Source organism: Leptospira meyeri (genome assembly GCF_004368965.1).
Taxonomy (GTDB): domain Bacteria; phylum Spirochaetota; class Leptospiria; order Leptospirales; family Leptospiraceae; genus Leptospira_A; species Leptospira_A meyeri.
Window position 1 is genome coordinate 1,290,264 of record NZ_SORO01000001.1, and the last position, 13,765, is coordinate 1,304,028.

At 37.1% G+C, this 13,765-nt stretch carries 7 protein-coding genes; 3 read left to right on the forward strand and 4 right to left on the reverse strand.

What is annotated here, in order from left to right:
• Nucleotides 1-606, reverse strand: coding sequence for a hypothetical protein (locus CLV96_RS06045; RefSeq protein WP_004785184.1), 606 nt, complete (start codon nt 604-606; stop codon nt 1-3).
• On the reverse strand, nt 603-1,892 hold the full coding sequence (locus CLV96_RS06050; RefSeq protein WP_004787697.1) for a glycosyltransferase: 1,290 nt from the start codon (nt 1,890-1,892) through the stop codon (nt 603-605). The genes CLV96_RS06045 and CLV96_RS06050 overlap by 4 nt, the downstream gene beginning before the upstream one ends.
• 49 nt (nt 1,893-1,941) lie before the next feature.
• On the opposite strand from CLV96_RS06050, the gene CLV96_RS06055 reads away from it, so the two are divergent.
• Genes CLV96_RS06055 through CLV96_RS06065 form a run of 3 tightly spaced genes read left to right on the forward strand, consistent with a single transcriptional unit; the run spans nt 1,942 to nt 7,095 of the window.
• Nucleotides 1,942-3,261 (forward strand): O-antigen ligase family protein, encoded by a 1,320-nt coding sequence (locus CLV96_RS06055; RefSeq protein ID WP_004785381.1) that lies wholly within the window; start codon nt 1,942-1,944, stop codon nt 3,259-3,261.
• Nucleotides 3,262-3,265: 4 nt separating this feature from the next.
• Nucleotides 3,266-5,242, forward strand: a complete 1,977-nt coding sequence (locus tag CLV96_RS06060; protein WP_004784183.1) for a glycoside hydrolase family 5 protein — start codon at nt 3,266-3,268, stop codon at nt 5,240-5,242.
• Nucleotides 5,239-7,095 carry an adenylate/guanylate cyclase domain-containing protein gene (locus CLV96_RS06065; RefSeq protein ID WP_004787444.1) on the forward strand — a complete coding sequence of 619 codons (1,857 nt, stop codon included), beginning with the start codon at nt 5,239-5,241 and terminating at the stop codon, nt 7,093-7,095. Before CLV96_RS06060 ends, CLV96_RS06065 begins: the two co-directional genes overlap by 4 nt.
• Nucleotides 7,096-7,230: 135 nt before the next feature.
• Here CLV96_RS06065 and CLV96_RS06070 read toward each other — a convergent pair whose 3' ends face one another.
• Both CLV96_RS06070 and CLV96_RS06075 read right to left on the reverse strand, forming a co-directional pair.
• Nucleotides 7,231-7,866, reverse strand: coding sequence for a hypothetical protein (locus tag CLV96_RS06070; protein WP_004784331.1), 636 nt, complete (start codon nt 7,864-7,866; stop codon nt 7,231-7,233).
• Nucleotides 7,856-13,750, reverse strand: a complete 5,895-nt coding sequence (locus CLV96_RS06075) for a TIGR04388 family protein (protein WP_004787312.1) — start codon at nt 13,748-13,750, stop codon at nt 7,856-7,858. The genes CLV96_RS06070 and CLV96_RS06075 overlap by 11 nt, the downstream gene beginning before the upstream one ends.
• Nucleotides 13,751-13,765 lie beyond the last annotated feature (15 nt).

Genomic DNA, 13,765 nt, shown 5'->3' on the forward strand with positions numbered 1-13,765 from the left:
CTAAGATATCATTTCTAGTTTTAATTTTCTTATTTTTATCATAACCACAAAAACCACGCAAGCGATTCCGGCAGATCCTGGGAACAATAAGGTTGTTATGTTCCACTCAGCAAGTCCGGCCAAAGCCAAAAAATTACGAAACACAAAGATTAGATAAAAACCCACTGGTTCGGAGTTAGGATGGAAATATCCTTTACGAAAAGTCGGAATAAAACCCAAAATATCAGCGATAGACAAAACAACCACCGCTGCCAAAGGATCCGAAAAATAAAACCAAAACGGCAAACTAGAAACTGCAAGGCAGAAGAAAAACCAATCGAATCTGGTAATTTTAATATCACCACGTTTTTTGTATGCGATCCATGCGACTAAAATGGTAATGATTCCCGAAAAACCAATTGGAGCACTACCAATCCCCCCATTCCCAGCAATTTGTGCGAAGAACACAATAAAGGTGGTGGCTCCCCAAATGATCCACGAAAATACATGGGGACGAATAGTACCCGTCCAAATCCCTTTGATATAAGGAATGTATGCGTAAAAAGTTAATAATATTGCGAACCCTGTAATAAGGGAACGCAAACCCAGAGGTATAAAACTTGTCATTGCATAAAATCAAAAAACAAATCAAAGATATTAGATTTTTTGACCTTACCCTTCATTGCTTCTACCACTTTAGAATATACTTCTTCCATCGCATCGACACATTTTTCCATTTCATGGCCTGATGCAATTTGGATGGAATTTTTAGAAAACTTTGCATACTCATCAGGATTACGAATCATCTCGAGTGCTCCTTGTGCAATTCCTTTGGCGTCAAAAGACTTAGCAATGTATCCGTTTTCACCATGCCGTATGAGTTCAGGTAATGCAAATGCATCCACTCCCACTGCAGGTAAGCCACAGGCAATTGCTTCCAATACAACAAGCCCTTGTGTTTCCATTGTGGAAGCCGTTAAAAATACATCATACTTTGGATACTCTTCATGTAAGACAGCATTGGGAATAAAACCTTTAAAACTGAGAGCATCTTGAATGCCCAAATGTTCGGCCTGTCTTTGTAAAGATGGAATGGCAGGACCTTCTCCAATGATCGTGAGTGTAGCCTTTGGGTAATATTCATGAATGGTTTTAAATGCATTGAGAACTACATCACAATTTTTTTCATACGAAATTCTGCCCACATGCAAAAACTTAGGAGCATCACCACTAGAATAAATCCGAGGAGTCCCTTGGAATCTTTTTAAATCCATTCCATTGGATACCACTGTGATCGGTCGAGTGATTCCATATTCAATGAGTTGTTCTTTGATGAGATGACTTGGCGAAATTACCACATCACATCTGTTATATATATCATTACAAATTTTTAGGATTATTTTTTTACGAATATTAAAATTATCAAATTTTACAATTTTGTCCAATTCATCAATATTCAGTTTTTTTTTGAACTTATTGGCCTTAAAAAAGAGTTTATCAAGTTTAAACAAACGGTAAAAAGAAACATACATTTCCTGTTCCGCCATTAAAGTGTGATAGGTTCCTATTGTGGGAATTCCAAATCGTTCTGCAGCATTAACAGCATATAACCCGAGAAGGCCTGGTGTATGTATATGGATGAGGTCTGGTTTAAAATCTTCGATGACACGTTTGATTTTTCCTGGTGAGGGTAAAACTACCTTGATATCAGGGTAACTAGGGAGATATCCTGAGCGAAATCGGACTACCTGGATTTTATCTGTCATCCGATCAAAGTCCCCATCTCCATATTTGGGCGCACAAATACAAAACTCATGGCCACGGAGAGCTAAAAGTTCAGAAAAATTCTTTATGGAAACTGCGACTCCATCGGTTTTTGGCAAAAAAGTATCGGAAAAATATAAGACTCGCAACTGTTACCTCTTTACAAATTGGAGAAAAGCATTAGTCTCATCCAAAGTTATGTTTTACCGAATCTATCGTTCTTTTCTCGCCTTGTCCATCATTTCCTGTGCACTTTCCGTTTCATTAAGCCAACTTTTCTTACTCCTCTCATTTGTTTTTTTTCTCTTTCTCCCCGAAAAACCAAAATTCAAAAGTCAATTGGTAAAAATTCTCTTCCTGTTTTACGCCTGGCAAATTGTAACCGTTTTGTATCATTTCGCAGGATCGGGTTTCGACTTACTTTCCATTAAACATGCGTTTCGTGATGAAATGAAGGACATTTTCCTTGTCACTGCATTTGTCTCCGTCCAGGGAATCAAACCAGAAGACAGACAATTCCTATACAAAACATTTTTTATTTTTGCTTTAGTGATAGTAATCACAGGATTTGTGTCTATATTCTCGATGACAAGGCTCTCCAGATTAATTTCAGACTTATACAAAACTTCTGCATCTTGGCCCTACCAACACCATTACGGTAAAATCACGAACATTAACATTTATCTTCCAATTGGCCTTATGAACACCCACCTCACCTTTGGGGGACTACTCGCCTTCATTTTTCCTGGATTCGTATTTCGTTTGTATGATTCTTGGTATAAAAAAGAATCTATAACTAAAATTTCTACAAACGCCATATTGCTTTTGTTAGTATCCATAGTTTTTTTATTTAACAACGCTAGATCATCCCTACTCGGAGCATTAGTCAGTGTAATTTTTGGGATCTATATTCTTGTTTTTATCGATAAAGATATCTCTAAGAAAATGCTTAAACGCATTGGAGTTTTTACCCTTTTGATATTCGTTTGCGTTTTTGTAGGATACAAAAGCACAAACGCCGTCAAACGAGTCGTAGATCCATTGTTTGGTGGGGAAAAACATACTGACTCGGGGAGAACTTTTATTTGGGATTCCACATTTCCGTTAATCGAAAAAAATCCTATTTTCGGCATTGGATCTGGGAACTACCAAAATGAAATAGAATTCTCAAGAAAAGAAAAAGAAAAAGAAAACAAGGAACTCAGCTTTTTTTATGAGGTCACACAAAGGGGACATGCCCATAATGATTACTTTCACTTAACTGCTGTCTTTGGTGGTCCGCAGGGAATTCTTTATCTTATGTTATTTGGTATCATACTGTATACCTTACTGAATGGGAACATTCCTAAAAAAATTAGGTTTATGACATATGGACTTGTTGGGTTTTTCTTTTCTGGACTTTTACAATGTTATTTTCAAGATGATGAAGTTCTAATTGTATTTTACTTTTTACTCGGTTATCTCAACCTCTATGCCGAGTCTGAAAAAAATAAAACGGATTTGAAGAAAGAAGGATAAATCAATGGCACAAAAAAAACTCTCACCCCAAGGCGAATGGTTTATAGATCAAAATGGCAGAAAAGTAATTTTGCGCGGAGTCAACTTAGGTGGAGATACAAAGGTTCCTTATCCCAATGGAGGGACACAGTTTCCCTCAGATTTTTCCGACCATAGAGAAGTTAGTTTTATTGGAAGGCCATTTCCACTTTCAGAAGCAGAGATTCACTTTACGAGACTCCAAAGATGGGGGTTTAATACACTTCGATTATTAACCACCTGGGAAGCAGTGGAACACAAAGGTCCGAATGAGTATGATCATGATTACTTAGATTATTTTACAGAAATCGTCCGTTTGGCGGGTGAATATGGTTTTTATGTATTTATTGATTTCCACCAAGACGTCTGGTCCCGTATGACGGGAGGTGATGGTGCCCCCGGTTGGATCTTTGAAAAACTTGGCATCGATTTTCGCAAGCTTTCCGAAGCTGATGCAAGCTTAGTCATGCAAAGAGCGTATGACTACACAAACCCTGGGATTCGTCAGGAAGAAAATTATCCCACCATGTGCTGGTCACAAAACTACCGTTATGCCGGGAATGGGATTCTTTGGACTTTATTTTTTGGCGGAAGGGATTTTGCACCGAACTTTCTTATTAACGGAAAAAATGTTCAAGATTATTTACAAGGTCATTACTTAGGATGTATGAAACAAATTGCAGAACGGGTCAAAGGTTTTGACTTTGTATTGGGTTTTGATTCTTTAAACGAGCCAGGAAAAGGTTTTATAGGTCGGGCCATGAATGATCGTGGTTTAAAAAATACCGAGGAAGATCCATCCAAACCAGGACTTGGATGGTCTCCCATTGATGCATTGTTTTCTTCTCATGGACATTCAATTGATTTGCCATACCTCACTTTAAAAGTTTGGAAAGGTGGATTTGTTCCAACAAAAACAGTCACGGTGAATGAAAATCAAGTTTCAATTTGGTTGCCAGACTCTCCTGACGACCCTTTCCAATTAGAGGGAGCTTATACAATCACGAAAGATGGAACTCCATTTATCGAAAAAAATGATTTTTTCCAAAAGGTAAATGGACGAACTGTTGACTTTGATGCCGATTATCTTATTCCTTTTATGCGTACAGTTGGTGAAACCATCCAAGAAATTCGAAGCGACTGGATGGTTTTTATCGAAAGGGAAGCGTCAGATGCATTCACAAATCCTCATCTCAATGGAGAAGTTCCCAAACTTGCCGTAAATGCAGCCCATTGGTATGATATCCTCACCCTTTTATTCAAAACATTTTTATATCCAGTTGCAATTGATACACTCACGAAACGGCCGGTGTTCGGTAAGTCAGGAATAGAGGGAATGTATGTACGCCAACTAACGAGAATTAAAAATACAGCAAACTCGGTTCCTGGAAAAATTCCAAGTCTAATTGGAGAATTTGGAATTCCATTTGACTTACAAGGTGGGAAAGCATACAGAGAATGGAAAAAAGGGAATCATTCTCCAAAAATTTGGAAACGCCATGTGATGGCCCTTGATGCAATGTATAATGCAATGGACCAACTATTTTTATCCAATACACTTTGGAACTACACAGCATCAAATGAAAACGATCTAATGGTAGGTGATGGTTGGAACCAAGAAGACCTCAGTATATTTTCCAAAGACCAAATCATCCCGGGATCCGATCCAGATGTTTATGGAGGTGGTGGGCGGGCCATCGAGGGATTCTGTCGACCATATGCAGCTTCCATCCAAGGCACTCCGATCAAAATGAAATATAATTTAGAAAACAGAGAATTTTATTTTGAATGGTTATCTGACCTCTCTATTAATGCGCCTTGTATCATCAAGGTTCCTAGATTCGTTTACCCCAATGGTGTACAGGTTGTACTTTCCAATGCAGAAAAAATTTCTGAAACAGATGGTGAAGTAACAGTCAAAGGAAATGGAGGAAAGGCTATTCTCATCCTAAAACCACTATGATCGATTTACAATCTTTACTTCAAAAATATCCTTGGGAAGACAAATGGAAATCACTTGCGAAGCCAATGGACTATCTCTGGGAAATCGACCTTCCTGTTACCAGAGAAGAAATGTGGCCCCACCTCATTGACACCTCTTCTCTAAACAAAAGAATGGGAATGCCACGATTTGATTATAAAGAAGTCAACGGGAAACTAATAGGGAAAACCAAAGTGGCAGGTTTTTCATTTGAATGGGAAGAAGTCCCTTGGGAATGGGAATATCTAAAAGAAATCTTTCATGCAAGGATTTATACAAAAGGTTTTGGACACTACATTAGAGGAAAAATATTTTTAGAACCTCTGGGTGAATCTAGAAGTAGAGTTTATGTTTACTTTGGCTGGATTCCGAGAAACTTTTTTATGCGGAAACTTTTAGAATTCGTAATGCCCAAAATGGGAGAAGATTTTCACAAATCTCTAAATGAAATTGCCGAAGAAATTAAAAAAGGCAAACACCAAAAAGTTACCAAACCTGGAAAAGAAACTTCTTTTGCACCTGATGCTCAATGGATTCATCAGGAAAAACTAGACCAAGAAAAAGACCGATTGGTACAACTAGGAATTTCAAAAGACACAGTGGCTTCAATTTTTGATTGGATCAAATCAGCATCAGATAATGAACTTTATAGAATCCGTATAAAAGAAGTTAGCCGAAACTTAAACTTAGATCCCGACGAAGTTTTATTTCTTTTTTTACACGGCTGTCGACTTGGATTATTTACTCTCAGTTGGGACATCGTATGCCCGCATTGCCGTGGAGCAAGGACCTCCCTTTCTCGTCTCAGCGACATCCCTTCCAAAGACCAATGTGAAGTTTGCGAAATTGATTTTGATACAACAGGTGTCAATTCCATAGAGGTAACTTTTCATCTACATCCCGGAATTCGAATCATCGAAAAACAGATGTATTGTGCAGCAGAGCCTGCAACAAAACAACATATTCTCCTTACAAAAAAAATTGGAGGTAAAAAATCATTCTCTTCCAATTTATTGATTGGCTCAGGAATCTTCAGACTTAGAAAAAAAGGAGAGAAAAAATATCGTTTAGTAGACATCAAACCAAACAACCAACAAACAGATATTTTGTGGTTACCTGAAACAAAAGAGGAAGAAATCAAAGTTTCGCCAAAACCAAACCTCGTTTTTGAAAACGAATCAGAAGATGATATTACGATTGTATTAGAAGAAAGAAGTGAAGACCAAACAAGCCTAAGACCATCGGAAATATTTGATTACCAAGAATTTCGAGACTTATTTTCCGAAGAAGCCATCGCCACAAATCTACAACTCGACATCGGTATCAAAACAATTCTTTTCACAGATATCGTTGGCTCTACAAAGTTTTATGAATCGGAAGGTGACCATGGTGCTTTTTTACAAGTACGTGAACACTTTATCAAAACCAACCAAATCATCCAAAACTTCCGCGGTGTTGTAGTCAAAACCATCGGAGATGCAGTAATGGCCAGTTTTTCTTCCCCCTTACAAGCATTAAAGGCCGCAAAAGAAATGCAGGAATGGTTTCACCCCGAAAACAAACACACACCAGTAAGAATACGAATTTCAATTCATTCAGGGAATTGTTTGGCAGTGAACCTTAACAGTAACATTGATTATTTTGGGAATACAGTCAACTACACTGCGAAACTTCAGTCCGTAACCAATTCTGGAGAAATTTCCTTTAGTGAAACCATCTTTCGCGACAGAGGTATTCGCGAATATTTACGAGCCGGCGAAATCAAATTACGCAAAATAGAATTCGAACTTCCTTGGGCTGACCGAACCGATTTTGTTTACATATGGAAAGTTTAGAAGTTTGTGCGCCTCGCACTGGTTTGGTGCACCGAACTCCTACGTCCAATCGACCGCGCTTTCCGCTGCAATCTTTCGCCAAGCGAAAGGATTTTCGCTTCAATCGCTGGCGCAAGGATCTACGAATATTAAGATTTATTTAGGAGGGGGAGGAACTAAGTAGAGTTCGAATCCGTTTCGGATTTGGGGTTTTACAGGTTCTTCAAGAACAATCGATAGAAACTTTCTTTTATTTGGATCGTCGTATTGATCATAATATCGATTCCCTATCGTCAAAAATAATCGGTGTTTGTTACTATTATCGGAATAACTTACAGAACAACCAACGTATTCAATCAAAAGCTTGAGTTCTTCACATTTTTCATAATCACAATATTGCTCATAAATCCAATTTCTGTTTTCTTGATAAATTTTACCATTCCCTATCTTAATAAAATCACTAATGTTTCTTGATGGTCCACCTTCTAAAATGGACATATTATTTTGATTATTGAAGTAGTAATTAAACGTTGACTCGAGATCAGGACTTGTCCATTTCGTGTTCCTAAAAATTTGATCTATATTGAAAGATTCTGCCTTTTTAAATATTGCATGACATGCCAAATCTTCTTTTTTTTGTATGCAAGGAAATTCGCTACTTGTTTTACTTAAGTTACAAGTTTCCGATGAATTTATATAAAATGGATTTTCTTGCTTAAAAACAAGCTCTTCCTTTTTACAAAAGGTAGTATTTGCAAAAAGGATTATTAATAATATACCCTCATACTTCATTTGAAACCTCTTTTCTAAATTGCGGTTTTAATTCATAAAATTCCGAACGTCTTAAATAACTAGATTCTTCGGAGGATTTTAATACATCTTTTATGTAACTATTTATCTCTTGTTTAGAAAGATTCTTAGTTTTTAAAGCTGACCTTAAACTTAATTCCAGCGCCTGATTTGATTCAGATCGTATCCAAGGATTACTTACACCGACTTTCCCCCGTGATTCTGCAATTTGATACTCAAAAATCCCTAACTCTTGATTAAATCGTTTGTCAGTAATCATATATACATGGTCTGATTTTACCGCTGAAATCTTGCTATCTGGTAAGTTTTCATTTGCCCTAGTGATACCAATTAGTCCCACATTTAATTCTTTCGTTTGAAAATTGGCTTTGTGTTGAGCCAAATCCTTGCTTGTCGTAATGCGATCCGATACCAAAGTCATAAAGTTAGATGCTTGGCGAAAGTATTCCACCCCGTTATAATGTGCATTTCGATTGTCATATTCTAAATCCATATTTTTCATTTCATCTGGCATCTGGTATAGTTCAGTGTTTAAATTCGCAAAACTTCCATTAGTGGTAATTCCAGAGGCATTTAAGACTGCTCCGATGAACCGAATGCAATCGAGACCATCCACGGCGCGAAATCCATTTGCATCTACCGGATTTACAGCAGATACATCTTTTTTTCCATCGATTATTTTATATTGCTCATAAGAAACTTTTCCTTTCAGAGATTTCCCTAATAACTTTGCTACATTCACTGCGTGTTCGGTGATCAGTTCCTTGGTAGAAAGATCTACATTTTTGGAAGCCTCTGAAATTTCTTTCCCCAATCGCTTCAAATAGGCAGCATTTGTTTCTTTTTTAGGATCATGGTTCAGATTAATTCCTGCCAGTGCCTCTGTAGAAGAAACTAAGATCGTTGTTTCTGGATGAAAGGGATACAAAGAACTACCTTCTCGTAACCGGATGTATTCCTTTAGTTCTTTTTCAGTCTTAGCGGGGATTGGAACATCTTTCCCTCCTCTAAGTTTTTTTAACTTTGCCTCAATTTCTGTTGTATCTACTCCGGCTTTACGTAATTCATAAAGTTTTTTTTCCGTATCGATACGACTATCTTTTGTATAATCATCAATTATACTGGCTTCGATCTTTTTAATCTGTTCACTTTGCGTTTTTTGTTTCTCATCTGGGCTAAGATTCTTTTTGTCATAGGTATTTTTTTCTTTGGTAAATCCACCGACAAATCTTGATACCACTTCCCCAAAACGAAGGACCCCACTCTTTAAAGGATTCGTTAGAATTTCCAAAAAAGTATTTCCAAAAGATGCTCCGATGGCAACTGATCCCGAATCAGAACCAACAGAAATAGAACGACTAAGACCACCATTGAAACGACTTCGCAAACCCAAACCTAAACCAATCCCACTTAACAATAAAGTTCCCATAGTACCAGCTGCCGTTGCAAAGTCAGAAAAAAGATCAGAATCGTTTTCCTGTAACGATAGAGTTTCAAGGTCACCAGAACCACTAACATCCTGGGCTGCATTGATATTCTGTTCGGCAAAATTCATTTCTGACATTTCGAATCCATCTTCAGAATTAGTTCCCAAAGTAACCCCTTGTAACTCTGATGAGGTGGAGATACCATTCTTATCAATAGAAGACTTTAAACCAAGTTTTGAATTGGGATCTGTATACCCAATACTTCCGCTAAACCCACCACCATTCAAATCATACATCATAGAATAATTCCAATCTGTCCGAGTACCTTTTCCGGTAGGATTATAATTAAATCCAACATTGGCAGCACCATTTGTTGTCACATCTGCGGCCAATTGCACCCCTCCACCTAGGGATTTAGAAGTTTGTAAGGTGGTATTTCCCTTTTCAGAAAAACTTAAACTTACATTGCTAATTGTATTTCCAATTCCTAAAGATCCTCCCCAACCATTTTTATCAGAATATGTAATACCAACTCCAGGAACCATCCCCTTAAAATATCCAGATTGAATTTTCCCCATCCCTTGAGAAATTCCTCCTAACACACCATTGGTGAACCCAGCCAATGCTCCCCTGGGACCTTCGTGGCTGCCTGCGATCGTTTGCACGAATGTGGAGGCGACAGCTTGTCCTATTTGTGTTGTGGCAGGTAATAATCCATTAGAAATACTACTGATTGCCTTTCCGATAGATGAAAGTGCGGAATTAACTCCCGTTAACATACCACTGGCACCTAGTGTAAGCGCTATCGATGCTGCATTGACAACAGTCTGTCTAACAGCATTTGATCTGGCCTTTTTATCTGATTTTTGTTTTTGGTAAGTAGAATAAGTTGAACCGACAATTTGACTTATGGCACTTTCATCAACACCCATCGATTTTGCTAATTCTTTTGCGAGTGCTTTTTGTCCAAGTTCTTCGACAACTGCCTTTGAATCTCTTAAATTTAAATATTGACTTTGGTATTTTGTCCAACCTGCTTGCATACCAAATGCTTGCAAAGTATAACCAAAACTTGTACTTGTGGAAGCATTTTGATTTAAACTTCCCGCATTCAATACTCCATTAGTATCTTCCATTATAGATTGAATTTCATCTTCCCTTGTACCAAATGCAACAACGGCAGTTTTGACTATCCCACCAAAGGCACCGACCATTTGCGAACCAATATCCATAATGGGATTTTTTGCCATTGCCTTATTTGCTTGTTTTGATTTGATCTGGTTATATTTATCACCTAACATTTTAGATATAGCTTCAGCAGGTATTCCCGTACTTTGTGATAGTGCCATCGAAACGCCATTCTTAACTAACATCTGTTCATTTTCTTTAATTTCACTAAGTCTTTTTTCTGGACCTACCATTTGGTCGTTAATTTTATTATACTGCCTCTCCCCAATCAAATTTTTAAACACCCCTAAATGAGGAGCTAAGGATGCATTTAAAATCATTGTAGATTGGCCCAAAGTAACTTTGTCCAAAACGTTTAAGCTAGAAGTCATAGTTTTTGCAGTAATGGATTCGATGGCTTGTATTGGATTTTTCAAAGAAACAAATTGGTTTCGCGATTGGATTTTTTTAGCATCAATACGTCCTCTCATAAAATCAATCACCATTGTCGCAGTTTGAATATCTGACTCACTTCCTCCTGTTGCAGTGATCCAAGCCTTTGCCAATTCACTATTAATTGCCGAATCTAACTTTCCTTTCAAAGATGCTTTCACACCTCCAATTCCTCCAGTAAAATAAGCAACTGCTAACTCCTGAACTAAGGAGTCTTGATTCTCTTGACTTTCCTTCCTTGCTAAAAATAAATCCTTATTTCGGTTATCTTTTTCTTGAATAGAATTAATATTTGAGTTAATGGAATGTTTATCTTTCTGGAGTGAGTTTGTCAAAAATGATTGTGTTGTATCCGCTTTCTTTTGAAAGAGTATAGACCAATCTTCCTCACTCCATGGAGTAAAAAAACTATTCCCACTGGCAACGTTGAGTTTCCCAATGGAAGATAACTGAACCTGACGAATTTCCTCAGTTTTCCCTGCATTGTATTGACCTTCAGCGTTTTTACCAGCAAGTAAGCCATTATAAATTTCTTTTTTTAAAGTAACGACTCCATTTTTGCTGTCGATTGTCACATCGTATTCTTTCTTCAATAAGTTTTTACATATTTCTGCATTAGGATTTTCATAACAAGAGCCAAACCGATTTTGTTCAGCCTCGCTCAATTGAGAAGTATCATGATAACCGAGCAAAATCCTTTCTTCTTTTTTCAACTCACGACCACCTAACGACTCCCATTGGATCGAATAGGACATTTGGTTAATTAGTTTTTTTTGTTCTAAACTTTGAATTTGTTCTAAGTCACGATTCATTTGTAACAAAGAAGCGTATTGACCCACCCCCGTAATCGTTTTATGAAATTCTTGCAATAACCCATTCCCACCAATTTGGATTCCCTCTGTAGGTTCTCCAAAATTTGCTAAGGATTGAAATTCCAGTAAATTCGCTACAGAGAATTCTTCCTTTTTAAGATTAGGTTTCCAAGCAGAAATAGATGGAGTAGGATTAGTTCTCAAATCAGCGGATTCGTATAACTCTGCCCAGGATTTCAATCCATCATGTTTTTCCTCATCTAAACTCTTTAACCAAACTTCCTTTGAACGTTCGATTTCTAACCGATTGGATTCTAAATTTGCGCTCGCTTCAACAAGAAGATTGTTTTTATTTTCTTTCCAATCTTCATAACGATTTGAATATTCTTTTACCTTTGTTTCCCAATGCGATACAGCAGGTAACAGATTTTTCTGAAAATGGTTCGATTGTCCATCTAACTGAGAATAATTATCTTTCCAATACAACGAAGTTTGAGAGGAATTTTCATCGTACATTTCATAAAGAACTGAATAACCAACAGCTCCCATTTGAAAACTAACGGTTCCTGGTGTAAGGATTGTTAAATAACGGTCGGCAGTCCAATAACCATATTTATTTTTTCCATCTAACAACAAATTACCGCGAGTATAAGTTGGCTGATCAAAAGGGACGTAAAAATCCCCAATTTTTTGATTATTAACAAAATGATAGGCATCAGTATACAAATTGGCCGACACCAAAGATTGCACCCGTCGTCCTTCGCCTAACCGACTATTAATGATTGATATCAATCGACCAAAATCAGAGTGATGAATCGACTGAAAGATTCCGCGCATCTCAAGATCATAAACTTCCGAAAATATTCCAACTTCCCCACCTCCGCCAGTCAGCCAGTTTTCGTATGTATATGCAGAAGAAAGGTCATGGTAAGTTTGATTACGGATCCTCCATTCAGCTCCGGCCAGATCAAAGTTAGATTTTGATTGATTCAGCTGAATTTGAAATCCTGTTTGGTAAGTATAAATCTGATCTTTAAATATAGAATATTCAGAAAATGCCTTATTTGATTCATCAGATAAAAAATCCCTAATTTGCGTCGAAATAGATGTTAGAATAGAATCTGGATCAATTTCAGGCTGGTTCAACTGAAGGGAAAGATCCCCAATAAACTTGGAAAATAACTTACCTGCATCATTATAAGTTCCGTCATAATTTTTATATTGGCAGCCTGTAGACACAGAACATGAAGCCTCCAAACCTGTTTTTAACTGAGATACAATTTCACGTACAGCAACCTTAACTGTATCTTTATATGAGTTAATTGCATTTAAATTTTCTAAAAACTTATTTTCTGTATCGGACAAAGATTGAACATATAATTGGTAATCTGTTTCGAGTTGCGAAATAGAATTAGCAAAAGAATCCAAACCCTCCTGCCTTGTTTTGTCCCATTGAAACTCCCACTCTTTTGCCGATTCTAAAATTTGGTTTCTGCTTTCTGCAACTGCAAGTTCTTCAGCAGTAAAATCTTCATACAATGATTCCTGTCCAATTCGATTAAAATACAAAACATCCACTTTACCTGTTTCTATTTTCTCTAAAAAAACATTTCGATTATCAAAATAATCATTAATCAAATCCCTTTCCCATGCAGAATAAAAAACTGAAATTTCTGAAAAAAGAGACCTTCTTCTTTCATCAAGATAACCTTCATTCGATACAAAACTGTCTTCTCCCTTTTCTTCTGAAAGAATTTGTTCAATGATTCGATTTGCATTTTCTTCCCACTGCCCCATTGACAAATACAAAACTTCATGAACTCTTGATTCCCATTCATCGATAGAATTGGAAAAGTAAACATTTCCATAAAGTTCAGAATAAGCAGAAGATTGGTAAGTTGGAGGAGTCCAACTTTCTAAAATTGATTGCCCAACAACGGCATAAGTAAAAGCGAGAAAACTAGTTAAAAAAATAAAAAAAGAGCAAAAAGAGGATTTTGAAATCATAGAGAACCTCAGCTC